The sequence below is a fragment of the Aquirufa sp. genome (assembly GCF_044239315.1).
GTDB lineage: Bacteria > Bacteroidota > Bacteroidia > Cytophagales > Spirosomataceae > Aquirufa.
This window is the reverse complement of sequence record NZ_JBIIBQ010000015.1, coordinates 41942-66727: the sequence shown is the minus strand read 5'-3', so window position 1 is coordinate 66727 and position 24786 is coordinate 41942. Positions and strand designations below refer to the sequence as shown.

Below are 24786 nucleotides of genomic sequence, written 5' to 3'. Positions count from 1 at the left end.
TATTTCCTTTTAACAAATACATTTATTTATGGCTTGGTTAGCAAAATCACTTAATTCATCACTTGGGAAAAAGCTCCTGATGGCCATTACAGGCCTGTTTTTAATCAGCTTCCTGTTAGTTCACTGCAGTTTAAACGCCTTAATTTTCTTGAATGACGGAGGCGTGGCCTTTAATGAAGGTGCCGAGTTCATGGGGCAAAACCCAGTTATCCGCACCATGGAGATTGTCTTGTTCGGTGGACTACTATTGCACATTGTGGATGGACTACGTCTTTGGTTTGAAAACAAGTCAAAACGACCTGTAGCTTACGCAAAAGTAGATGGGGCGGCGAATAGCAAGTGGTACTCACGTTCGATGGGTCTTTTAGGAACACTTTTGTTATTATTCTTAATTCTTCACTTGAAGCATTTTTGGTACTTCTCCCGTTTAACAGACGGTTTAGAAGACCATACTTTATATGCAGAGATGCAAGCCGTATTCATGAACCCCGTAGTAGTGGTGGTTTACGTGTTAGGTTGTATTTCATTGGGATACCATTTATTACATGGTTTCCAAAGTGCCTTCCAATCCATTGGTTGGAATCACCCTAAATACTCTCCTACCATTAAAACGATTGGAGCGATCTTCTCCATCGTTATCCCTGCGGCTTTTGCAGCGATGCCGATTGCCTTTTATTTCCATTTGATTCAATAATATTTCAGCGATTCGATTGATATGACAAAATTAGATGCCAAAATTCCAGAAGGCGCATTAGCCGACAAATGGACCAAATTTCGTTCCAGCGTTTCCCTTGTAAACCCTGCGAACAAACGTAGCTTAGAAATCATCGTCGTAGGTTCAGGCCTTGCAGGTGCGTCTGCAGCTGCATCGTTAGCTGAATTAGGATATAAAGTAAAAGTATTCTGTTTCCAAGATTCTCCACGTCGTGCGCACTCGATTGCGGCACAAGGGGGTATCAACGCAGCAAAGAACTACCAAAACGATGGTGACTCCGTTTACCGTCTTTTCTACGATACGATTAAAGGTGGTGACTACCGTGCGCGTGAGGCGAACGTTCACCGTCTAGCTGAAGTATCTGGAAGCATTATCGATCAATGCGTAGCGCAAGGGGTTCCTTTCGCTCGCGAATACGGTGGATTGCTTTCGAACCGTTCATTCGGTGGTACACAAGTACAACGCACCTTCTACGCAGCAGGTCAAACAGGTCAGCAATTATTATTAGGTGCTTATTCTTCTTTGCAACGCCAAGTGGGAATGGGTAACGTAAAAATGTATACGCGTCACGAAATGCTAGATGTCGTAACAATCGACGGCAAAGCACGTGGAATTATCGCTCGTGATTCAGTAACTGGAGCTTTAGAGCGCCACTTCGGACACGCTGTTTTATTATGTACCGGTGGTTACGGAAACGTATTCTACTTGTCTACGAACGCGATGGGTTCGAACGTAACAGCAGCTTGGAAAGCACACAAAAAAGGAGCTTTCTTCGCAAATCCTTGTTACACGCAGATTCACCCTACCTGTATCCCAGTTTCAGGTGATCACCAGTCGAAATTAACGTTAATGTCAGAGTCACTTCGTAATGACGGTCGTATTTGGGTTCCTAAGAAACAAAACGATAACCGCAAAGCGAACGAGATTCCTGAAGACGAAAGAGATTACTACTTAGAGCGTCGCTACCCTGCGTTCGGTAACTTAGTACCACGTGACATCGCGTCTCGTGCAGCGAAAGAGCGTTGTGATGCAGGTTATGGTGTAGGAGCTTCTAAGATGGCAGTTTACCTAGATTACGCAGCGGCGATTGTACGTTACGGTCAAGGAGAAGCCAATAAAAACAACATGCACAATCCATCGGACGAAGAGATTCAAGCGATGGGTAAGGCAGTCGTAAAAGAGAAATACGGTAACTTGTTTGATATGTACAAGCAAATTACGGGTGAGGATCCATACGAGGTGCCGATGCGTATTTATCCAGCGGTTCATTACACAATGGGTGGCCTTTGGGTAGACTATAATTTGATGACTACGGTTCCTGGTTTATATGCTCTTGGAGAGGCAAACTTCTCTGATCACGGTGCGAACCGTTTAGGAGCATCAGCCTTGATGCAAGGTTTAGCGGATGGTTATTTCGTTATCCCTTACACGATCGGTGCTTACTTAGCTGCTGAGATTCGCACTCCATCGATGTCAACGGATAGCCCGGATTTCGAAGCTGCAGAGAAAGCCGTTCGTGATCGTTTAGAGACCTTGATGAACATTAAAGGTTCGAAACCAGTTGATTACTTCCACAAGCGTTTAGGTAAAATTATGTGGGATGAGTGTGGTATGGCTCGTAGCGAAAAAGGCTTGAAAGCTTCTATCAAGGAAATTCAAGAATTACAGAAAGAGTTCTGGTCGGATGTGAAGATTCCTGGCGAGATTGATAACCTGAATCCTGAATTAGAGAAGGCTGGCCGTGTGGCTGACTTCTTAGAATTAGGCGAGTTAATGTGTATTGATGCCTTAGATCGCAACGAGAGTTGTGGTGGTCACTTCCGTACGGAATACCAAACTGAAGACGGGGAAGCCCTTCGTGATGACGAAAAGTATGCTTATGTAGCTGCTTGGGAGTACGAAAAACAATCGAAATTCAAGCTTCACAAAGAAGAATTGAAATACGAAAACATCAAAATTGCTCAAAGATCTTATAAATAATTCGATACAATGGAAGGACATTTAAACCTGACACTCAAAATTTGGAGACAAAAAAATGCAAGCGTAGCTGGTAAATTCGAAACCTACCAGGTAAGCGGCATCTCCACAGATATGTCATTTTTGGAAATGATTGACGTGTTAAACAACCGTTTGATCGAAGAAGGAGATGATCCAGTAGCATTTGACCACGATTGCCGCGAAGGTATTTGTGGTATGTGCTCGATGTACATCAATGGTCGCCCACACGGTCCTAACCGTGGTGTGACGACTTGCCAATTGCACATGCGTTCGTTCCAAGATGGCGAAACGATTACAGTAGAGCCTTGGAGAGCAAGTGCTTTCCCAGTGATCAAAGACTTAGTCGTGAATCGTTCTGCTTTTGACCGTATTATTGCGGCTGGTGGTTTCGTTTCAGTGAATACAGGTAATGCGCAAGATGCAAACTCTTTACCTATCCCTAAAGAAGACGCTGATGATGCTTTTGCAGCTGCGGCTTGCATCGGATGTGGTGCTTGTGTAGCGGCTTGTAAAAATGCTTCAGCCATGTTATTTACCTCTGCTAAAATTTCGCAATTAGCGCTTTTACCTCAAGGTAAAGTCGAAGCAGCTAAGCGTGCGGAAGCGATGGTAGCTCAAATGGATGAAGAAGGTTTCGGTGCTTGTTCTAACACGGGTGCTTGCGAGGCGGAATGTCCGAAAGGCATTTCATTAGAGAACATCGCGCGTATGAACCGCGAATATTTCTCAGCTACCTTTTCTTCGAAATAATACTTAATTTATAGCCCCTGAATGCAATTTCAGGGGCTTTTTACGCCCTTGTTTTTAGAACCGAATCTTTTTAAATCAACCGAACGCAAGGCTCCATCTGGCTGGATTGAAGTCGTGTGCGGCTCCATGTTTTCTGGTAAGACAGAGGAACTGATTCGCCGTCTAAAGCGGGCTAAAATCGCCCAAATGCGGGTCGAAATCTTCAAACCAATAGCGGATACCCGCTACCATGATGAAGATATTGTATCTCACAACCAAAATTCCATTCGCTCCACTCCTGTCCATAATTCAGGTGAGATACTATTACTTGCTGGAGATTGTGACGTGATCGGCTTAGATGAGGTGCAGTTCTTCGATGAGAACATCATAGAAGTGTGTAATACGTTAGCAAATCAAGGCAAGCGTATCATCGTGGCAGGATTAGATATGGACTTTAAGGGAAATCCTTTCGGGCCCATGCCTGGTTTGATGGCCATCGCAGAGTTCGTTACCAAGGTGCATGCTGTTTGCGTGAATTGCGGTGCCGCTGCCCATTATTCCTACCGAAAGGTGGAACAACAACAAACCGTCTTATTAGGCGAAACAGAATCCTACGAGGCACGTTGCCGCTCTTGCTTCCATGGCGAAAACTAAAGACCCCTCTTTCCGAAAACTGATCCAACGTCTCGTGGCTAGAAAGCCGAAAAATTTGGACCAGCAATTTTTCCAAGCACACCAGGAAGTTTTCAAAAAGACGGATTGCTTAACCTGCGGCAATTGCTGTCGCACCACAAGTCCTATGTGGAATGACACGGATATCCAACGCGTTTCTCATTTGTTCAAAATGAAGACATCTGCTTTCCTAGATGCCTATTTAGTGCAAGATTCAGATGGTGATTGGGTGTATCCGGCAGCCCCTTGCCCTTTTTTAGATCTTTCAGATAATACGTGTGGGATCTATGACCACCGCCCCAAAGCCTGCCGCGAATACCCGCACACCGACAGAAAGAACATCATGGGGATTTTGGGATTGACCTCAAAAAACGCGCTAATCTGTCCCGCTGTTACCCAAATTCTTGAAAAAATCGAGCAAATTTACCCTTAAGCCACTTTTGATTTGAAATTCACGTCAAAAATCGACAATTTCGTAATTCAATAAATCAAAATTATGGCAGCAGAAGAATACTTAGGAATTGATGTAGGTGGAACCGGTGTTAAAATGGGAATCGTACACGCAGACACAGGTCAAATCAACAATTTTCAAAGTTATGACACTGCTACTTGGAGAGAATCTCATCACTTTTTAGAGCGCTTAGCGGATGCAATTGCCTTGCAATTGTACCAACATAAGAATGTGAAGAAAATTGGCATTGGTCTCCCGGGAATCTTGACAAAAGACCGCCGCACTTTAATTGAAATCACCGCTATTCCTGAAATTGATGGTTCACCGATGATCGATATGCTCGAGAAGCGTTTCCCAGAGCACGCCTTTTTCATGGAAAACGATGCGAATGCAGCTGCATTAGGTGAATTTTACTTCTCACCAGAAAAAGCCACCATGCCAGAAGACTTCGTTTTCATTACGCTAGGAACAGGTGTAGGTGGTGCCGCTGTCATTGACCGCAAAATCTTCTTAGGTGGAGATGGCAATGCAATGGAACCAGGTCACGTACCTTCTCGTGATGGAAAAGTACTAGAACGCAATGTAGGAAAGAAAGAATTATTGCAAATGGCTACCGCCATGCGTGCGACCTATACAGGTAAAACTTCGTTACCAGCAGACGGCACTATTTCAACCACCGCTTTAGTGGTAGGCGCAGAAGAAGGAGATGAATTAGCCCTAGCCATTTGGAACGAAGTGGGTACCTTATTAGGAGATATGCTCGTTTCGTTAATTCGCATTTTAGACATTAAAAATATCTTCATAGGTGGCGGATTATCAGCCTCTTACGACTTTATTTTACCTAGCATGGAGAAGCAGTTAAATTACTGGTTAACACCGGCTTATTTGGAAAAATTAACCATTAAAAAAGCCTTATTAGGCAACGATGCAGGCCTTTTAGGAGCTGCATCACTTTGTTTTTAAGATAAACAGCCTTGAACAAACCAATTAGAATGGAATTTGTTTGATAAATTCAACTTTAATTCTAATCTTTGCATCGTTTTTGAACCCCAAAATAATATTAAAATGTCAGATATTGCAGAAAAAGTAAAGAGCATCATCGTTGAAAAATTAGGTGTAGAAGCATCAGAAGTTACTACTGAGGCATCTTTCACAAACGATTTGGGAGCTGACTCTCTAGACACAGTCGAGTTAATCATGGAATTCGAAAAAGAATTCTCTGTATCTATTCCAGATGATCAAGCGGAGAACATCCAAACAGTAGGCCAAGCTATTACTTATTTGGAAGAGAACGCAAAGTAATCGAAGCAACCATAAAAATTATGTCAATTGGTAAACAGTAATCAGGTGGATTTTTCCATGGGATTTCTCGAACTAATTGACATTTTTTGTTTAAAGCAGATTCATAAATTATAAGAATATGGAGTTAAAACGGGTAGTTGTCACGGGCTTAGGCGCCCTAACCCCCATCGGGAATACCGTTAATGAATATTGGGATGGACTAAAAAACGGCGTAAGCGGTTGTGGTCCGATCACTAAATTCGATGCGGAAAAATTCAAAACTCGTTTTGCTTGTGAATTAAAGAACTTCAAGGTAGAGGATTTTATTAATGCCAAAGAAGCGCGTAAAATGGATCCATTCACACAATACGCTGTAGTAGCCGCTGATGAAGCGATTGCTGACGCGAATTTTGACATGGAAACCCTGAATAAAAATAAAGTTGGCGTTATCTGGGGATCAGGTATCGGTGGTTTAAAGACATTTGAGGACGAAATGATCTATTTCGCACAAGGCGACGGAACACCGAAAATCAATCCTTTCTTCATCCCTAAAATGATTGCTGATTCGTCTTCAGGCCAAATCTCAATCCGTAACGGCTTTCGTGGTCCTAACTACGTAACCGTTTCGGCTTGTTCGTCAGCGAACAACGCCATCATTGATGCCTTCAACTACATTCGTACCGGACGTATTAATGTGTGTGTGACGGGTGGTTCTGAAGCTCCAGTGACGATCGCTTCGGTAGGAGGATTTACGGCGATGCACGCCATGTCTACACGTAATGACGATCCAGCAACAGCTTCACGTCCATACGATGTGGATCGCGATGGTTTCGTGGTAGGTGAAGGAGCTGGCGCCTTGATTTTAGAAGAATACGAACACGCGAAAGCGCGTGGTGCGAAAATATATGCTGAATTAATCGGTGGCGGTTTCTCTTCTGATGCACACCACATTACGGCTCCTCATCCAGACGGATATGGTGCCTTATTGTCGATGATTGACGCATTAGAAGATGCAAACATCAAGCCAGAAGAAGTAGATTACGTGAATACACACGGTACTTCGACCCCTATTGGTGATCCTCAAGAGATTAAAGCGATCGTTGATTGCTTTGGAGAACATGCCTATAAATTAGCGATCTCATCGACTAAATCGATGACTGGTCACTTATTAGGTGGTGCAGGTGCGGTAGAGGCAGTTGCGTCGGTACTGGCGATTCAACACCAATTTGTCCCTCCTACTATTAATGTTTTTAACCGGGATCCAGAAATCGATCAACGCATCGACTTGACTGAAAATGTGGGTAAGACACGCAAAATTGACGTAGCATTGAGTAACGGATTTGGTTTCGGTGGACACAATGCGACCGTTATTTTTAGAAAAATCTAAGACAGATATGGCCGTAAAATCTCTCCTAAACTGGTTAGATCCGATTCGACTAGACGAGCGAGAGAAATTCTTAAAGAAATCGGTCACACATCTGATAGGGGCTAGTCCAAGTAATTTAACCTTATATCGACTAGCCTTCTTACACGCTTCCGCTTCGAAGGAGAGTGTGGCAGAAAACTACAAAGAGTCAAACGAACGCCTAGAATTCTTAGGCGATTCGGTTTTAGGAATGATTACGGCTACGTATTTGTTCCAAAAATTCCCCTTCAAAGACGAAGGTTTCCTCACGGAGATACGTTCTCGTATGGTCAGTCGAGAATCCCTTAACGTGATCGGCCGTAAATTGGGTTTGGAAGAGGTCATCGAATTCGAAGCACAGCGTAAAACTTCAATGGCGCGAACCTCCATGTACGGAGATGCCTTAGAAGCCTTTATTGGTGCTGTCTATCTGGACAAAGGCTTTGCCTTTACCCAAAACTTTATCATAAAAAAGATTCTTACGCAATACTTTGACCTAGAGGCCGTTGTTCAAAACAACCCGAACTTTAAGTCGATGCTCATCGAATGGGCACAAAAAGAAGGGAAAAAGGTCACTTTTGAATTAGATCAAGAAGGCGAACACCATAACCGCGAATTTACGGCTTTGGTCATGCTAGACGGCGAAAAAATAGCTGAAGGAAAAGGTTATTCAAAAAAGAAAGCAGAACAAACAGCCGCTCGAATGGCTTGTGAACAACTAGAAATTAAATCATAACATGGCTACACCGAATATTTTCTTGCACTACTGGAACGATTCATCAGATTCGATTACATTTCAAGAGGTATTAGCCTGGGAAGTCCCTACCCCTGTCATTGAAACAATTCAAGCAGAACTTTTAGCTCAGCTGAGCTCAGCTCAAGCTCAAGACAACTTCCCTAATTTCCCTTGGTCAAGTCCACGCTTTCAAGAGAAATGGGAAGGTATCGCTCAAACTTTATTGTATCAAGTATCCTTCCCGGAATTCATTTGGGCGTCGTGGATTCAAAGCCTTGAAACTCCTTCTGTAGAGGTTGCTCAACCTAGTTTTGCGGATTTGTTGAATTCGTATGAGTCTCCAGATGCGCCATTAATGGATGAACAAGTTTCGGCTTTTGAAGCTCCTTCTTTCGAAGCAGCGGCTGCTGAAACGCCAGAGAATCATGATTATCCGGCTGCTGAAACGCCAGCGGAACCTTTCGATTTATTAAATACGGAAGTCTATTTCAACGCTCCAGAAAGCTTAGAGGACTCCACTGAGGAAGAATTCAAGCGTTTAAAAGATTTATTGAGCGGTTCATCCGATTCCTTGAAGTCCAAAGTAGAATCACAAATGACCCAGCGCATTGCGGATACTATTCCCTTGCATCAACGCATCAAATTCATCCAGGAATTATTCCAGGGTGATGTAGCACAACTAGAATCCCTTATCCAGTATATTGATGATGAGGCAGAAGCTACTACCTGGGCTACGGAATTAATAAATCGCTACCAAGCGTACCGAGCGGCAGAAAATGAAGCCATCTGGGACGAGCTTCACTCCATCATCGAACGAAAGTTCAACTAACTGATTTTCATTATCAGTTTTAACGGGACTTTATAGGCCACAGGAAGGTAATTTCGGGGAAAACAACTCCCTTGAAAACGCTTCTGCTTTTACTCTGCCCTCTTTTTGCTATTTCACAAATCCCCACCCAAGAAGAGGAAGAGAAGCAGTCTAGCTTTGATTATTACCTAGCTAATCCATTAAATATCAATCTAGTAACTCAGATAGAATTGCAGTCTTCCCTGCTATTTAGTGCAGAACAAATCACTTCATTTCTTGCATTTCGTAAGCAAATCGGATCCTTTCAGTCTATTTTAGAACTACAAACAATTCCCACATGGGATCTAGAGTTCCTACGAAGAATACAAGACTTCGTAGTCTGCAACCCAACGAATCCCAGCTGGTGGAAACCGAGTTCATCTGAGCATCAAATTTTATTTAAAACCGATTGGACGGCAGAAACGAAGAAAGGATTTACCGAACCTGATTTACGAAGCAAGACACGCTATGTGGGTGATCGAACAAACCAAATTTTACGTTATAGAGGACAATTGAATACGAATCTTCGTGTGGGATTTCTAGTACAAAAAGATGCAGGAGAAAAAAACCTCAGTGATTTTAGTAGTGGATTTATTGAATTTAAGTCGAAAGGTATACTCGAAAAAGTCATCTTAGGTGATTTCGTGAATCAATGGGGACAAGGTTTAGTACAAGCAGGTGGATTCTCTTTAGGCAAGAGCTTTGAAAGCATTAAAGCTACCCAAAAGTTCAACCTTGGAGGCCTAGCCTACAGTTCCAGCGTGGAATATGGCTATTATCGCGGAGTCAATACTACCCTAAAAATGACCGAATTTTTAAGAGTCCAAGCCTTCGCTTCGTATCGAAACTTGGACGCCACCACAGGAGCTGATTCGCTAGGCCAAAAATACCTACGTTCCCGTGTCGAGGATGGCTTTCATCGAACGGCCTCTGAAATCAGCCACATTGATGCGATGCAAGAGAAGACAGCTGGAATGACACTCATCTATTCCTCTTTGATACTTCCCCTTATCCTGCAATTCAACACCGTATGGACGCACTGGTCTTTGCAAAAACCCGCCGGTTTAGGATATAAAAAGAAAGAATGGTCAGGAGACGAGCTAAAAAATTATTCCATCCACATTCAATATCCCTACCGAAACATTCGCCTGGTGGGAGAAATAGCCTATTCTGGTGGTCAACAATTTGCCATCCTCCAATCTGGCGCGACCTCCATTTCGAAAAAAATGGATCTCTCCTATTTGATTCGCTTTTACTCTGCCGGGTATTTCAGTCCTAAATCCAATGGCCTTTCTGAAAACTCAGAAAATCTCAATGAAATGGGCTTATTCCTGGGCCACAGCTATCAAATAAATAAGCAATGGAAGCTTAGCTCCTACTTCGATTATTTTCGCTTCCCTGAGCCTAAATTCCGAGTTAATGAGTCTAACACCTTTGGCTGGGAAATTTTATCAAGGGTCATCTGGGAAAAAAGACATGCTGCACGCGGATTCATTCAAGGGAAATGGACTAGAAAAGAAAACCAAGATCTGCTACAAATCAGCCTGGATGGGCATTATTTGAAGGTAAAATCCTGGGATTTTCACCTACGCGCAATGGCTTCTAAACTAGGCAGCGAAATAGGCTATTTAGTTTTACAAGACACGAAATGGGACAAAGGAAAATGGACGATTCAAGGTCGCATAGCGTATCTGAATACCCCTAGCTATGACACCCGTAATTATGCGTATGAACCAGGTGTCCCCTATTCCTTCCTTCTCCCCGCTTATGCAGGAAAAGCACTAAAAACGAACCTGGTCATGGCTTTTCAATGGAAAAGGGAAATCCAACTAGCTGCCAAATGGGCTAGAATTACCTACTATGATAGAACGGAAATTGGATCTGGATTAGACTTAATTCAAGGTTCAAAAAAAACGGATGTTACACTTCAAATCCTCTATAAAATGCCTTAAACAATTGCCTCCCGAACGCGCAAGAGCTTTTCTAAAAGACCTTCCAACTGATCCAATGGTAACATATTCGCACCATCAGATTTAGCCACCGAAGGATTGGGATGTGTTTCGATGAAGATACCATCTGCTCCTACAGCGATAGCTGCTTTAGCAATCGTTTCAATCAAAGCAGGTTGGCCACCTGTTACGCCCGTTGTTTGGTTAGGACGCTGCAAGGAGTGGGTGCAATCCATAATGACCGGAACATTCATCGCCGACATCTCTGGAAGATTGCGGTAATCCACCACTAGATCTCCATAACCAAAGGAATTGCCACGATCGGTTAAATACACTACTGCCTCCGGATTTTCGTGCAACACTTTTTCTACCGCGAAACGCATGGAAGCGCCAGACATAAACTGGCCTTTCTTGATATTAACAGCCTTGCCTGTTTGAGCGGCAGCCGCTAGTAAATCGGTTTGACGGCAAAGGAAAGCAGGTATTTGCAAGACATCGACATAAGCAGCTGCCATGGCCGCTTCCGCACTTTCGTGAATATCAGTTACCGTGGGCAAGGAATAATGTTTTCCCACCGCTTGTAGAATTTCTAAGGCTTTGATATCACCAATACCGGTAAATGAATCGATTTTTGTCCGATTAGCTTTGCGGTACGAACCTTTAAAAATGTAAGGAATTCCCATAGCCTTCGTGAGTCCATCAATCTTTTCAGCGATTTCAAAGGCTAAATCGTTGCTCTCAATCGCACAAGATCCTGCCATCAAAAAGAAGGGGCCTTTGCCTAAATTCGCTAAAGTGGGTAATGTCATGTTATAAAATATTTACCTCGGTCTCTAATGAAACTCCGAATGTATCTTTTACTGATTTCTTAATTTCTTCTGATAGGGCCAAAATCTCCCCGCCAGTCGCCTCTCCATAATTCACTAAAACCAGTGCCTGCTTCGCATGCACACCCGCATCCCCTTTCCGGTAACCTTTCCAACCAGCCTTTTCAATGAACCAACCGGCCGGAAACTTGACGTCCGTACTGCCCTCCACTGGATAATGAGGAATACCAGAATTTTCCGAAATTAAGCGAACAGCCTCAGTAGCAGAAACTGTAGGATTTTTGAAAAAACTACCTGAATTGCCAATGTCTTTGGGATCTGGCAATTTACTTTGGCGGATTTCAATGACTGCATCAGCTACCTCACGGATCGAAGGTTGTGAGATTCCCTTAGCCGCTAAAACCTCTTGAATCGCACCATAAGACGTTTTAACCGAAGGCTTTTTGGATAATTTGAATGTCACAGAGCTGATAAGGTATTGCCCTTTTCCTGCGCGCTTAAAAAAACTTTCGCGGTAGCCAAACGCACAAGCTTTGGCATCAAACACCTCTACTTCCAATGTCTGTAGATTCAGCGCCTCTAAAGACTCAAATGTATCTTTAATTTCTACTCCATATGCACCAATATTCTGCATAGGAGCCGCACCCACCGTACCCGGAATCAAGGATAAATTTTCTAATCCAGACCATCCTTTATCGACAGAATACTGGACTAATTCATCCCAAACCACCCCAGCACCCGATTTCAACCACACAAAATCTACATCCTCTTTCAAGACCGAAATACCAGGAATGGAAATTTTAACAACTAATGCTTCTTGCGGCTTAGTCAACAACACATTACTACCTCCTCCTAAAAACAGGTGAGGTAAATCAGCGTACAAACCAGATTTTCGAAGAGAAACGTATTCTTCCACCGAACTAATCTCTACGAATTGACGAGCTTCCGCCTCAATCCCAAACGTATTATACCCACGTAGAGAAAACATATTAAAATAATTTAGTAGACAAAAACTCCTCTAAAGAGGGCACGCCTGAGTGATGAAAGGACTCTGAATTCCCCTCCCAAATCTTCTTTCCCTCCTTCAAGAAAATAATGGATTCCCCCATGCGCATCACCGAATTCATATCGTGCGATATAACCACTGTGGTCATTTTGTATTCCTGGGTAATTTCTTGAATCAAATAATCGATCTTCACCGCAGTCAAAGGATCTAAACCTGAATTAGGCTCATCACAAAACAAATACTTCGGATTCATCACAATGGCTCTGGCGATCCCTACCCGCTTTTTCATCCCACCTGAAATCTCAGAGGGCATTAAAAGGGCTGCATTCTCCAAACCCACCCGCTGCAAGCAAAGCATCGCTTGGTCGTTTTTTTCCTCTAAGGTTTGGGAAGTAAGGGTATCTAAAGGAAAACGGACATTTTCCAGAACAGATTTGGAATCAAAAAGGGCACCTCCTTGGAATAAGACGCCCATTTCACGGCGAATTTCTTTCACAACATCTTGATGAGCCGTCAAAAAATCACGTCCATCATACAATACTTTTCCCTTCTCAGGTACTAAAATCCCGATCATGCATTTTAGCAGGACAGATTTCCCCGTTCCACTACCCCCGATCACCATATTCGTCTTTCCTTGTTGGAAATTCGCACTAATGTCATCGAGCACCACACGACCGTTAAAAGATTTAGATAAACCCTTGATTTCAATCATATTCAAAATTAGGGATTATTGAATACTTTATGATAAATTTGACCACATTTAAATCTAAAAAAATATGTTTTTCATCTTCCTAGGTATTTTGCTGTTTGTTGGCGCAAACACCATTAGCCCAAATTTAGTATTCTACAAATACGCCAAAACATTGAAAGTCATAGGAGCTATTTTTGCCATCCTTGGCTTAACCAGTTCTGCGGTTGTGCAGGTGGATGCCGGCGAGGTCGGTGTACAAAGTGTCTTTGGAAAAGTACAACCTTCCACCTTAAATAGCGGGTTGAATTTCGTTAATCCAATCGCTAAGGTGGTGGTTTTTGATGCCAAAACGCAAAATTATACCATGTCTGGAGTTCACGATGAAGGTGATAAAGAAGGAGACGATGCGATTCGTGTTTTGACAGCCGACGGCCTTGAGGTCATCGTTGACTTGACCGTATTGTACCGAATCATTCCTTCAGAGGCTCCTCGCGTTTTAAGAGAAATAGGCGCAGATTATAAAGATAAGGTGGTTCGGCCTATCACACGTACCATGATCCGCGACAATGCTGTTTATTATGATGCAGTGGCGCTTTATTCTTTGAAGCGAAACGAGTTCCAGCAACGAATTTACCGAGATATCGAGAATAACTTTAAGAAAAGAGGATTAGTCTTAGAGCAGTTATTGATTCGAAACATCAACCTTCCTACCTCTGTAAAGACCACCATTGAGTCTAAGATTAACGCGGAGCAAGATGCGCAAAAGATGCAGTTCGTTTTACAAAAAGAGAAGCAAGAAGCGGAGAGAAAGCGCGTAGAAGCACAGGGTATTGCAGATTACCAGAAAATTTTATCGACAGGTCTAAGCGACAAACAATTGCAGTATGAGTCGATTATCGCCCAAAAAGAATTAGCTAAATCCCCTAACACGAAAGTGATTATTATGGGAGGCAAAAGCACCCCGATCATCTTAGGGAATCAATAAAAAATAGGCACGTGATTCTAGCGAATCGCGTGCCCCATTTTATCTCTTTTAGTTTCTAAGTATTTCTTATTGTGTGGATTAGCCGGAATTTCGATGGCAATCGAATCTACTATTTCTAAACCATAGCCCATAAGGCCGGCTCTTTTCTTCGGGTTATTAGATATCAAACGAATCTTGTGAATACCTAAATCACGTAAGATTTGAGCACCTACGCCGTAGTCACGCTCATCCATCGCAAAGCCTAATTCTAAATTCGCCTCCACCGTATCACGGCCTTGCTCTTGCAATTTATAGGCTTTCAATTTATTGATTAGACCGATTCCGCGGCCTTCTTGGAACATATATAAAATCACACCTTTCCCCTCTTTCTCCACCATTTCCATCGCTGCGTGCAATTGCTCTCCACAATCACAGCGACATGAACCAAAAATGTCCCCTGTCACACAAGAGCTATGCACCCGAACCATGACCGGTTCGTTTTCTTCCCAACTACCTTTAATTAAAGCTAGATGGGTATCTCCTGTATTGATTTGCTTAAAAGCGACTAATTCGAAAGAACCCCATTCAGTGGGCATATTCACTCCGATTTCTCTTTTGATGAGGGATTCTTTGGCCAAACGGTATTCAATCAAATCCTTGATTGTCACTAGTTTCAAATCATGTTTATCAGCTAGCTTGCGAAGATCTGGCAAGCGAGCCATGCTTCCATCTTCATTCAATACCTCAATCAAAACACCCGATGGTTGAAATCCAGCTAAACGGGCGAAGTCCATCGATGCCTCTGTATGGCCTGTGCGACGTAAAACGCCTTCCGTGCGCGACTTCAAGGGGAAAATATGACCAGGTCTTCCTAAATCAGCCGGTTGAGTCTTAGGGTCAACTAAAGCTTGAATAGTCTTAGAACGATCAGATGCAGAAATACCCGTAGTACAACCATTGCCTAATAAATCCACAGAAACCGTAAACGGCGTCTCATGTGAAGTGGTATTCTGATTCACCATCATCTCTAAGCCTAATGCCTGACAACGCTCATCCGTTAAAGAAACACACATCAATCCGCGTGCCTCCTTGATCATAAAATTGACTAATTCAGGTGTGATCGCTTCTGAGGCGCAAATCATATCGCCCTCATTCTCCCGATCCTCATCGTCAGCAACAATAATTATTTTGCCCTGGCGAATATCTTCCAAGGCATCTTCAATACGATCTAAGCGAATTTTATCTAACATTTTTTAGGCATTTGAATCAGAAACACAAAGTTACACGAAATAATTCCCATTTTGACTACCTTTGTCAATATGTTCATCGAGGCCATAAATCTTTCTAAAACCTACGGAAAACAAGCTGCCGTAGAAAACCTAAACTTTCGTTTAGAGGAAGGTCAAATTGTGGGTTTTCTGGGTCCCAATGGAGCTGGAAAATCGACAACATTGAAAATGCTTTTGGGACTCATTAAACCTTCATCAGGTTCAGTTACCATCGATGGAAAAGACCCACAAGAACAGGAAATTACCCTCAAAAGGCAGATTGGCTATTTAGCTGAAAACAACCCGCTTTATTCAGAAATGTATGTTCGGGAATTTTTGGCCTTCATCGGTACAATTCATCAAATTGCCCAACTTGAATCTCGCATTCAAGAAGTCATCGAATGGGTGGGACTCCAGAAAGAAGCGCACAAGAAAATTCAAGAGCTATCTAAAGGATACCAACAACGTGTAGGCATTGCCATGGCGATTCTACATAATCCTACCGTTTTGATTTTAGATGAGCCTACGAGTGGTCTAGATCCTAATCAGCGGGATGAAATCAGGACCTTGATCAAAAGCCTCCAAAAAGACCGCATTATCTTATTCTCCAGCCACATTCTATCCGAAGTGGAAGCCATATGCGATCGCGTATTATTGATTCATGAGGGCAAACTTGTGAATGATAGTCCTCTAAAGGATATTAAAGATTTAGAGAAATTCTTTAAAGAGAAGACAAGCTAAAGGAATCTGCATCCAGATGGGCAGGGAACTTTGTCCGAAATTCCGATAATGCTTCGTGCGATAATTCGCTTGTTAAGATTTGATCCTTCGATTTTAAATCGAGCAATAAATCACCTTTGAAATTTACTAACAGAGAATCTCCTGCATAAGCTAAATCATTAGCATCCATACCCACCCGATTCACACCTACCACATAGGCTAAATTTTCAATCGCTCTAGCTTGCAACAAGGTTCTCCAGGCATTCGCCCGAGGAGCAGGCCAATTCGCCACATAGATCGCGGCATCGTAGGCCAAGCCGACATTACGTGACCAAACAGGAAAACGCAGATCATAACAAACAAACAAAGCTATTTCCCAACCCTTGTAGGTAACAATCACTTGCTGATCGCCTGATTGATAAAACTTATGCTCGCCCCCCATTCGAAACAAATGACGCTTGTCATACGAAGTGTAGGCACCAGATGGCTCTACAGCATATAAACGATTGTAAAAAGAAGTATTGTGTTTTACTTTTAAAGAACCTACGACTAAGGCTCCTAAACGCTTCGCTTGTACTTGCATCCACTGCAGGGCTGGACCTTTACCAATTTCGGCCCCTGCGGGCGTCATAGAAAAGCCAGTAGCAAACATTTCAGGCAATATGACAACATCAGTCAAACCTGCTAAAACAGCTAATTTCTCCTCCAATTGAGCACAATTAGCCGAAGGATCTTCCCAAACTAAATCGGTTTGAACTAAACTTACCCGTAGATTTGTCATGATTGCCGGTATTTATTTGGCAATATAGGAATAATAGATTTTCAAACGAGCCTTAAATGCTTGCAAAGGAACAAAACGAGCACTCTCATTATTAATTCCTGAATTACCAACAGCATTTATAGAGAAAGCCGGTGTAATTAGCCAACCTGAGTTTGCTTGTTTACCTACTAATAGAGACTGAATAGCAGTTGTAACATTAAATGTATATGTCTTCGATAATTGATTTATAGAGGCCGTATTGACACTTGTACCACCTTCAGACAACAAGTATTTCAAACCATAACTATTTCTTAGTGTACGATTCGTAGCATTTGTCTCTACTATAGATAATTGTCCAATTGTATTTATTAAATCGATATTATCTGCGGCCGTCAAAACCAATTCAGCTTTGTTTACAGCCACATTTCGATTACCTTTCAGATTCAATAAATAGGGGAATTCTACCTTCGTTGCTACACCAGTTCCAGACTGTACATAAGTTAAACCGCTTGTTAAAGTAGATGAAACAAGATCACCAGGTTTTTGTAATGCCGCTAAAGGTCCGGATTTAATGGACTTTACTTGGTTAAATCGAGCTAATAATTCTGGGGTAAACGCATTAGATAAAGAGAAATAGTAATCTATATTATACATTTTTGCCTCACCCGGATTGTGGAAATATAAAGTCATCCGAGAGAACCCTGGATTAAAATTAATTATTGCTCCAGCGGATGTAGATGATGATTTAAATAACATTCCTGGAAAATAATTTCTAAAAGCCTTACCTCCAGCAGCCACATTTTTATCTGCAAACTTACTCAACAATTCACGTCCAAAGGTGTCAGACATCCTGAATCGAAGCGTATCAAATTGTGCCGAATCGCCATTCATCGCTTTCGTCCGAATAGGGCGAGGATTAAAGGTATGACGGCCTAAAATAGCGGCATCGGTCCGAATGGTTGAATTAGCGAAATAATTGGTTTTTAAACTCAAACTATCAAGTAAACGATACACGCTTAACGTTTGAGATTTAGTCGTATCTCCTTGAAAACCAGCATAAACTAATCTCAAAGTCAACGAATCGAAGACTGATGTTTCTTTCGCAAATAAGGTATCAATATTCGATACCTGAGTCAGAAAGGATGCCTCAGATGTACCTAAAACGGGATGATTATAGCTACCGGCTAACAATACAGACGGAGATCCTGTATAAATCGAATCGATCAAAACTGTCGACGATTTAACTGTAATCGTATCCGAATAATTCAAACCCACTTCCACGCTAAACAAATCGTCGCCAATTTCTTTAGGTGTTTCACAGGATGCAAGGAATAAGGAAAGAATTCCTACCCATTTAATTGCCGGACATTTCCAAGTACGTTTTTTCGAAGAAATCGAGGTCATTATCGGCAATATTTTGAGAAGTTTTATGTTGATATTCATCAATAATCGATTGAATACGGCTGTTATCCGCATTTTCTAAAGAAACTATTTTGTCCGCATACTCTGCACCTATCTTAATAAATGCTTCGTAATTCCCACCAGCTAAACTTCCTAAGTTAGCTTCATCTAAGTCACCAATCTTCACTTTCTCGATCAGATCGTCTGATTCAAACGTGAAATCAAAGGCTGAATTGTGTGGAGAGAAAATAGTTTTCGAATCCTTGTAAATGGGGTGATTCTGGTAATGCGTCGAAATATACAAAGGCACTAAACTTGACATCCAGTCATTACAATGAATGATATCGGGTGCCCAACCTAACTTCACTACCGTCTCCAATGCTCCTTTGCAGAAGAAAATCGCACGCTCGTGATTGTCTGGATAAAATGCGCCCTCCTTATCGTTAAGCACATATTTACGTTGGTAATAATCTTCATTATCGATGAAGTAGACTTGTAATTTCGCAGCTGGAATACTTGCTACTTTAATGGTCAAAGGCTTTTCTTCCTCACCCATTGGAATGGTAATACCTGAAAGACGAACCACTTCGTGCAAACGGTTTTTACGCTCATTGATCGAACCGAATCTAGGCACTAAAATTCTGATTTCCATGCCTCTTTCCTGCATTGCAGTAGGAAGAGCACGTACGAAATCTGCAATTTTTGATGTGTTTTGAAAAGGATCTACCTCACTTGAAACGTAAAGAATACGTAATTTGGCCATTCTAAATTGATTATTATGGGGAAATTACCCCAAAAAACATTACAAAAGTACAAAAAAATAATCGGATTATCACCATCATTATACAAGGAAAGGTCTTTAATTTGCCTTTTGATTTAGAAACCTTATGCTAAAGTCGATAGTAAAATACCTTATTTCTAGTTTACTAGCAGCCGGCTTGTTGTATTGGGCTTTTTCCAAAAGTGAATTGCACTATAATGACATCCTACTCACCTTTCAGCGAGCTGATTACAACTGGGTAGCTGCGTCTGTCATCATCTCCATCATCTCCCACCTTTTACGTGCCTTGCGCTGGGAGCAATTATTGGGAGCGATGTCCTATCATCCAGGAACTGTGCGCACTTTTTCTGCTGTATTAATCGGCTATTTCGCTAATTTTTTAGTACCTCGCTTGGGTGAAGTTTCGCGCTGCGGATCTTTGAAAAAAACAGCCAACATTCCCTTTGAGGAATCTTTTGGGACCGTTATAACAGAGCGCCTTATCGACCTATTAAGCCTAGTCGTACTCGTGGGTATTACCTTCATTTTTGAATGGGAGCCACTTCAGCAAAGCCTCTTCCCTACCTTGAAATTACCCTCTGGAACGCTCATTATCGTAGCTTCCGTACTAGGATTAATTGGATTAGGAGTACTTTGGAAATTTAAAGATCTGCTGAAAAACATAGGGGAAGAATCCAAAATTGGAAAAATGCTACTGGGCTGGATTGCTGGTATCGGCAGTATTCGAAACCTGACTTCCCCCAGAAAATTCATCGGATACAGCATCGGAATTTGGCTGTGTTATTTTCTGAGCACCTATACCCTTTTTTTAGCCTTCCCCATTAGCGAAAACCTAGGCCTTAGCGCCGGATTAACAGTTTTAGTGATGGGAACTTTCGGAATGGCCACCCCTACACAAGGTGGAATTGGCGCTTACCATAGTCTGGTTGCTTCGGCATTTGTCTTCTACGCATTAAGCTACAAAGATGGATTTATGCTGGCCACTTTTTTCCACGGAACTCAAATGATTACTCTTTTGTTATTGGGTGGATTAAGTTTTATTTTAACTTTGTTTTTACCCAAAATCACGTCCCGTGTCGAACAGAACTGAAAATAAAATAGTCACCCTGACGGAGGCCATTGAGATTCGCAAAGCATGGAAATCGGCTGGAGATAAAGTCGTTTTCACCAATGGCTGCTTCGATATTTTGCATTTAGGTCACGTCGACTATCTAGAGAAATCAAGTGAATTTGGCACTCAAATGATCGTTGCAATTAATTCCGATGCTTCGGTACGAACACTGGAAAAAGGAGTCGAGAGGCCCGTTAATTCGGAATATGCTCGAGCACGTCTGATTGCTGCTTTGGGATTTGTCTCCCTGGTCATTATTTTCGGGGAGTCGACTCCCTTGGAACTCATTGAGACGCTGACTCCAGATGTGTTAGTAAAGGGTGACGATTATACGATTGAGACGATTGTAGGGGCCAAAGAAGTATTAGCCACCGGCGGAGAAGTAAAAACCATCGCGTTAGTTCCAGATTATTCAACCACTCAAATCATTCAAAAACTTAAACAATAACCTTATGTATTTCATTGCCATTATTTTTGGAGTCGCAGGTATGCTTATCTCTTGGCGACTAAAGTCGAAGTTTAAAACTTATTCACAGACACCTCTACAAAGCAATTTGTCTGGACAAGAAATCGCCGAGCAAATGCTAGCTGATCATGGAATCCACGATGTTCGCATCATCTCGGTGGGAGGTCAATTAACCGACCATTATAATCCCGCAGACAGAACAGTCAATTTAAGCGAGGATGTATTCCACGGCCGAAACGCCGCTGCCGCAGCCGTCGCTGCCCACGAATGTGGCCACGCGGTCCAACACGCCAGAGCCTATTCCTTCTTGCAATTACGCAGCGCCCTAGTTCCCATGCTGAGCATCGCGAATGGATTCATGCCCATCCTATTAATGATAGGTATGTTCGCCCTGTATTCTACTGGAAACTCTACCCTATTAGCCATTGGTGTAGCGCTTTTTGCGATGGCTACTTTATTTAGCTTCATCACACTACCAGTCGAATTCGATGCCTCGAATAGAGCATTAAATTGGATCAAAGAAAAAGGAATCGTGACACCTACTGAATATGAGATGTCGAAAGATGCGCTTTGGTGGGCTGCAATGACCTATGTCGTGGCCGCTTTGGGTATGCTGGCGCAGTTGCTTTATTATTTGAATTTGTTGGGTGGGAGAAGCAGGGATTAGAGTATAGATTATAGAGTATAGAGTAGAGATTATAGAGTAAAGATGGGGTGATTTTACCTTCGGACTAAACAAAAAAGGGAGCAATTGCTCCCTTTTTTGTTATCCATATCTCTACTCTCTACTCTATACTCTCTTATCTACTAAACATTTAGTTTCGACTTCCTGTAGCTATACCCAAAATAAATCAACACACCAGCTAAGCACCAATACATAAAGCGCTCCCAGTTCGTTGCCCCCATTTGAGTCATCAAATACAAGTTAACTAATAGACCTAAAACCGGGATTAGAGATAATTTCTTCGTTACACTGAAAAAGGCCATCACCGCCCAAATTAGGAAGAACCCAGCCATGATTACGTGATCCGCTTTTGCTTCTCCTGAATACAATCCTTCCAGCCACTCGCCTAGATTTACGCCGGAATTAACGATTAAAACAAGCGCTAAAATCAGTGATAAACCCACGTAATAACCGGAATTGATATAAGGGATTTTGAATTTAGATTTCTTTTGATTCTCTGGGTCAAGATCTAATACTAATACACCTCCGCAGACTAATACGAAAGCAAACAGAGTGCCTATTGAACTTAGGTTAATTACCTCTTCTAGGTTCGCAAATAGGGCCGGAACACCGACTAGGACTCCGGTCATGATGGTGGAGAAGGAAGGTGTGCGGTATTTAGGGTGGATGCGGGAGAAAGCTTTTGGCAATAATCCATCGCGTGACATCGTCATCCAAATACGAGGCTGACCTAATTGATAGACTAATAAAGCGGATGTTAAGGCGATTACGGCGCTGGCAGCTACGATTCCAGCCACCCCTGGCAAGCCTACATGCATGAACATAAAGGCTAATGGGTCCTCAATTCCTGTTAATTGCTGCGATGGTACAATTCCTGTCAAAACCAACGTAACTAGCACATATAAAACTGTGCAAATGATCAAGGCATACATCATGGCTTTGGGAATATCCCGCTGCGGATTCTTGCATTCCTCTGCCGTCGTTGATATGGAGTCAAAACCGATGTAGGCAAAACAAACCGCTGCCACACTCTTTAAAACTCCGGAGATTCCGTTAGGTGCAAATGGTGTCCAGTTCTCTACCTGCACATAAAAAGCACCTACTCCAACCACGATCATGATGACGAGTAACTTTAAGACTACTAAAATATTGTTCGTGTTTTTTGACTCCTTAATTCCAATATACACTAGGTAGGTAATGGCCACCGTAATTAGAAGAGCGGGAATATTAGCTACAAAATGCCAACCAAAAATCGTGGGAGCAGACAGGTAGGCCGTGTAACCTTCTCTTAAATTCACCGATAAAGCTTCGAATTTCTGACCAGATGCTAAGGCTGCGGTCGTCTCGGTGAAGGCTCTTTTGGCAGATAAATAATCCATCGTGATGAACTCAGGAACGTGAACACCTAGGCCCTCCAGTAAATCCACAAAGTATTTTGACCACGAAATGGCCACTGCCACATTCGAAATCGCATATTCTAATAATAAATTCCAACCCAAAATCCAGGCTACAATCTCCCCCAAACTCGTGTAAGCATAGGTGTAGGCACTACCAGAAATAGGCACCGTAGCCGCAAAACGAGCATAACAGAAGGCTGTAAACATACAAGCCATCGCTGTAAATACAAATAACATGGATACCGCTGGACCTCCATTCGCTGAGGCCTGGCCTATCGCAGAGAAAATACTCGCACCGATAATCGCCGCCACTCCCATGAAGGTTAAATCACGCACACCTAGATTACGATCCATCGAATTACCTTCGAGGCTTTCGATTTCTAATTGATCAGAAATAATTTTATCAATGGATTTCTTGCGAAAAAAACTAGACCACATACGGTATTGGATTGTGAATGAAGGGACAAAAATACATCTTTCTGAAAGAAATTCTAATTTGATTGTTTTCGATTACCTTTGTGCCATGTCTGTCGCTGTCGTCATTTTGAATTATAATGGTCGGAAATTCCTAGCTGATTTCTTGCCCATCGTATTGGAAAACACGCCTGATGCAACGATTTATGTGGCAGATAATGGCTCATCAGACGATTCTTTGGCACTTTTAGCCTCCGATTTTCCTACCGTTTCAGTGTTATCATGGGCAGAAAACTTAGGCTATGCCGGAGGATATAATTTTGCATTAGGCCAAATAAAAGCCGACTATTTTGTTTTAATGAATTCGGATATCGCACCGCGTAAGAATTGGTTACAACCTTTAGTGGCTTATTTTGAAGCCCATCCACTCGTCGCCGCAGCACAACCGTTTCTGTTAGACTATCACAAACCTAATTATTTTGAATATGCTGGTGCAGCAGGTGGATTTTGGGATTCCTATGGATACCCTTTCTGTAGAGGACGACTTTTCGATACACTAGAAAAAAATGAAGGCCAATATGCCACCTCTATCGTCAACTGGGCAACAGGTGCTTGTTTGATGGTTCGCGCTGAAGCTTTTCACAAAGTAAGTGGTTTAGACCCTTACCTTTTTGCGCATATGGAAGAAATCGACTTGTGCTGGAGAATGCAAAGAGCCGGATATACCATCGCTGCCGTGGCCGAAAGCGAAGTACTGCACGTGGGTGGCGGAACATTGAACAAAGAGAACCCCTTCAAAACCTACCTGAATTTCCGGAATAACTTAATTCTACTTTATAAAAACCTTGAACCGTCTCAGCGTTTTTCGACCATTTTAGTCCGAATGATCTTAGATGGAATCGCAGGTATTAAGTTCTTAACGGAAGGAAAATTTTCATCCTTCATGGCTATCCTAAAGGCACATTACGGATTCTACGTCTACCTTTTTGCCGTAAAAGAAAAACACAACTTACCCCACGAACTGCAGAAATTATGGCCAAAAAGCTATGAAGGTAGCATCTTAAAAGACTACTTCCTGAAAGGCAAAAAGAAATTTCTTCAGATCAAATTCTAGATATCCCACACACTTGGGTTATTTCTTTGACGTAAATAGCGGCGGATATTCATCCAAAACGCTAAAATCAAATAAATAATCACAGGGGAACCCATCGTGATAAACGAGGTGTAAATAAAGTACAATCGAATGCTACTAGTGGAAATATTTAACTTCTCTCCTAAGCGAGTACAGACGCCAAATGCCTGATTCTCAACAAAAAATTTAAGTTTTTCCATAGGGTGATATTTAAAAGTCCAAATTTAAGCAAATTTAATAGTAAATAATATTAACTTAAAATAGTACTATAAAATATATTTATTATTATATTATATTTTAAATTAATTGGAAATTTATTTAAAAAGTCTTGCATGCAATTGTTTTCTTTCTACATTTGAGAGCTTGAAAGACTTTCGTCT

Annotated in this window: 26 protein-coding genes; 17 read left to right on the top strand and 9 right to left on the bottom strand. The window is 42.1% G+C overall.

What is annotated here, in order from left to right:
• Nucleotides 1-28: 28 nt before the first annotated feature.
• The 11 genes from ACILP5_RS07150 to ACILP5_RS07100 all read left to right on the top strand — a co-directional run bounded on the left by ACILP5_RS07150 (nt 29) and on the right by ACILP5_RS07100 (nt 10786).
• Nucleotides 29-694, top strand: coding sequence for a succinate dehydrogenase cytochrome b subunit (locus ACILP5_RS07150; protein WP_395617971.1), 666 nt, complete (start codon nt 29-31; stop codon nt 692-694).
• A gap of 21 nt (nt 695-715) precedes the next feature.
• The gene (locus ACILP5_RS07145; RefSeq protein WP_395617970.1) at nt 716-2695 is read left to right on the top strand and encodes a fumarate reductase/succinate dehydrogenase flavoprotein subunit; all 1980 of its coding nucleotides are present in this window, start codon (nt 716-718) and stop codon (nt 2693-2695) included.
• Between the two features lie 9 nt (nt 2696-2704).
• Nucleotides 2705-3463 (top strand): succinate dehydrogenase/fumarate reductase iron-sulfur subunit, encoded by a 759-nt coding sequence (locus tag ACILP5_RS07140; protein WP_395617969.1) that lies wholly within the window; start codon nt 2705-2707, stop codon nt 3461-3463.
• A 48-nt stretch (nt 3464-3511) separates the two neighbouring features.
• Complete coding sequence (locus tag ACILP5_RS07135) at nt 3512-4096, top strand: thymidine kinase (protein ID WP_395617972.1); 585 nt, start codon at nt 3512-3514, stop codon at nt 4094-4096.
• Nucleotides 4083-4547 (top strand): YkgJ family cysteine cluster protein, encoded by a 465-nt coding sequence (locus ACILP5_RS07130; RefSeq protein WP_395617968.1) that lies wholly within the window; start codon nt 4083-4085, stop codon nt 4545-4547. Before ACILP5_RS07135 ends, ACILP5_RS07130 begins: the two co-directional genes overlap by 14 nt.
• A 63-nt stretch (nt 4548-4610) precedes the next feature.
• Nucleotides 4611-5528, top strand: a complete 918-nt coding sequence (locus ACILP5_RS07125) for an ROK family protein (RefSeq protein ID WP_395617967.1) — start codon at nt 4611-4613, stop codon at nt 5526-5528.
• A 102-nt stretch (nt 5529-5630) separates the two neighbouring features.
• Nucleotides 5631-5867: an acyl carrier protein gene (locus ACILP5_RS07120; protein ID WP_395617966.1), complete on the top strand. Its 237-nt coding sequence runs from the start codon at nt 5631-5633 to the stop codon at nt 5865-5867.
• 118 nt (nt 5868-5985) lie between these two features.
• Entirely contained in the window at nt 5986-7233 is a 1248-nt protein-coding gene (gene fabF / locus ACILP5_RS07115) for a beta-ketoacyl-ACP synthase II (protein WP_395617965.1), read from the top strand.
• A gap of 7 nt (nt 7234-7240) precedes the next feature.
• Nucleotides 7241-7987, top strand: coding sequence for a ribonuclease III (gene rnc, locus ACILP5_RS07110; RefSeq protein WP_395617964.1), 747 nt, complete (start codon nt 7241-7243; stop codon nt 7985-7987).
• 1 nt (nt 7988) lies between these two features.
• Nucleotides 7989-8816, top strand: a complete 828-nt coding sequence (locus tag ACILP5_RS07105) for a hypothetical protein (protein WP_395617963.1) — start codon at nt 7989-7991, stop codon at nt 8814-8816.
• A 71-nt stretch (nt 8817-8887) separates the two neighbouring features.
• Nucleotides 8888-10786 carry a hypothetical protein gene (locus ACILP5_RS07100; protein ID WP_395617962.1) on the top strand — a complete coding sequence of 633 codons (1899 nt, stop codon included), beginning with the start codon at nt 8888-8890 and terminating at the stop codon, nt 10784-10786.
• Here the strand turns inward: ACILP5_RS07100 and kdsA are convergent.
• Genes kdsA through ACILP5_RS07085 form a run of 3 tightly spaced genes read right to left on the bottom strand, consistent with a single transcriptional unit; the run spans nt 10783 to nt 13328 of the window.
• Nucleotides 10783-11592, bottom strand: coding sequence for a 3-deoxy-8-phosphooctulonate synthase (kdsA, locus tag ACILP5_RS07095; RefSeq protein WP_395617961.1), 810 nt, complete (start codon nt 11590-11592; stop codon nt 10783-10785). The two genes, ACILP5_RS07100 and kdsA, sit on opposite strands and share 4 nt — an antisense overlap.
• Nucleotide 11593: 1 nt before the next feature.
• Complete coding sequence (gene murB / locus ACILP5_RS07090) at nt 11594-12598, bottom strand: UDP-N-acetylmuramate dehydrogenase (protein ID WP_395617960.1); 1005 nt, start codon at nt 12596-12598, stop codon at nt 11594-11596.
• A gap of 1 nt (nt 12599) precedes the next feature.
• The gene (locus tag ACILP5_RS07085) at nt 12600-13328 is read right to left on the bottom strand and encodes an ABC transporter ATP-binding protein (protein WP_395617959.1); all 729 of its coding nucleotides are present in this window, start codon (nt 13326-13328) and stop codon (nt 12600-12602) included.
• Nucleotides 13329-13392: 64 nt separating this feature from the next.
• Here ACILP5_RS07085 and ACILP5_RS07080 point away from each other — a divergent pair, with 64 nt between their 5' ends.
• Nucleotides 13393-14292 carry a prohibitin family protein gene (locus ACILP5_RS07080; protein ID WP_395617958.1) on the top strand — a complete coding sequence of 300 codons (900 nt, stop codon included), beginning with the start codon at nt 13393-13395 and terminating at the stop codon, nt 14290-14292.
• Nucleotides 14293-14309: 17 nt separating this feature from the next.
• Here the strand turns inward: ACILP5_RS07080 and ACILP5_RS07075 are convergent, their stop codons facing one another.
• Nucleotides 14310-15521, bottom strand: coding sequence for a bifunctional 3,4-dihydroxy-2-butanone-4-phosphate synthase/GTP cyclohydrolase II (locus ACILP5_RS07075; RefSeq protein ID WP_395617957.1), 1212 nt, complete (start codon nt 15519-15521; stop codon nt 14310-14312).
• Between the two features lie 51 nt (nt 15522-15572).
• On the opposite strand from ACILP5_RS07075, the gene ACILP5_RS07070 reads away from it, so the two are divergent.
• On the top strand, nt 15573-16280 hold the full coding sequence (locus ACILP5_RS07070) for an ABC transporter ATP-binding protein (protein ID WP_395617956.1): 708 nt from the start codon (nt 15573-15575) through the stop codon (nt 16278-16280).
• Here the strand turns inward: ACILP5_RS07070 and ACILP5_RS07065 are convergent.
• Genes ACILP5_RS07065 through ACILP5_RS07055 form a run of 3 tightly spaced genes read right to left on the bottom strand, consistent with a single transcriptional unit; the run spans nt 16261 to nt 19183 of the window.
• Nucleotides 16261-17040: an amidohydrolase gene (locus tag ACILP5_RS07065; protein WP_395617955.1), complete on the bottom strand. Its 780-nt coding sequence runs from the start codon at nt 17038-17040 to the stop codon at nt 16261-16263. The genes ACILP5_RS07070 and ACILP5_RS07065 overlap by 20 nt on opposite strands.
• Before the next feature lie 12 nt (nt 17041-17052).
• Entirely contained in the window at nt 17053-18423 is a 1371-nt protein-coding gene (locus ACILP5_RS07060; RefSeq protein ID WP_395617954.1) for a DUF4270 family protein, read from the bottom strand.
• The gene (locus ACILP5_RS07055) at nt 18374-19183 is read right to left on the bottom strand and encodes a glycogen/starch synthase (RefSeq protein ID WP_395617953.1); all 810 of its coding nucleotides are present in this window, start codon (nt 19181-19183) and stop codon (nt 18374-18376) included. Before ACILP5_RS07055 ends, ACILP5_RS07060 begins: the two co-directional genes overlap by 50 nt.
• Before the next feature lie 124 nt (nt 19184-19307).
• On the opposite strand from ACILP5_RS07055, the gene ACILP5_RS07050 reads away from it, so the two are divergent.
• From ACILP5_RS07050 to ACILP5_RS07040, 3 genes are read left to right on the top strand one after another with little or no spacing between them, the layout of a single operon-like run.
• Entirely contained in the window at nt 19308-20291 is a 984-nt protein-coding gene (locus ACILP5_RS07050; RefSeq protein ID WP_395617952.1) for a lysylphosphatidylglycerol synthase transmembrane domain-containing protein, read from the top strand.
• Nucleotides 20275-20760, top strand: a complete 486-nt coding sequence (locus tag ACILP5_RS07045) for an adenylyltransferase/cytidyltransferase family protein (protein WP_395617951.1) — start codon at nt 20275-20277, stop codon at nt 20758-20760. Before ACILP5_RS07050 ends, ACILP5_RS07045 begins: the two co-directional genes overlap by 17 nt.
• 4 nt (nt 20761-20764) lie before the next feature.
• The gene (locus ACILP5_RS07040) at nt 20765-21445 is read left to right on the top strand and encodes a zinc metallopeptidase (RefSeq protein ID WP_395617950.1); all 681 of its coding nucleotides are present in this window, start codon (nt 20765-20767) and stop codon (nt 21443-21445) included.
• A gap of 140 nt (nt 21446-21585) precedes the next feature.
• Here ACILP5_RS07040 and ACILP5_RS07035 read toward each other — a convergent pair whose 3' ends face one another.
• Complete coding sequence (locus ACILP5_RS07035; RefSeq protein ID WP_395617949.1) at nt 21586-23298, bottom strand: amino acid permease; 1713 nt, start codon at nt 23296-23298, stop codon at nt 21586-21588.
• Between the two features lie 85 nt (nt 23299-23383).
• On the opposite strand from ACILP5_RS07035, the gene ACILP5_RS07030 reads away from it, so the two are divergent.
• Nucleotides 23384-24388, top strand: coding sequence for a glycosyltransferase family 2 protein (locus ACILP5_RS07030; RefSeq protein WP_395617948.1), 1005 nt, complete (start codon nt 23384-23386; stop codon nt 24386-24388).
• On the opposite strand, the gene ACILP5_RS07025 is transcribed toward ACILP5_RS07030, so the two are convergent.
• Complete coding sequence (locus ACILP5_RS07025) at nt 24385-24606, bottom strand: PspC domain-containing protein (RefSeq protein ID WP_223131421.1); 222 nt, start codon at nt 24604-24606, stop codon at nt 24385-24387. The two genes, ACILP5_RS07030 and ACILP5_RS07025, sit on opposite strands and share 4 nt — an antisense overlap.
• Nucleotides 24607-24786: the final 180 nt, after the last annotated feature.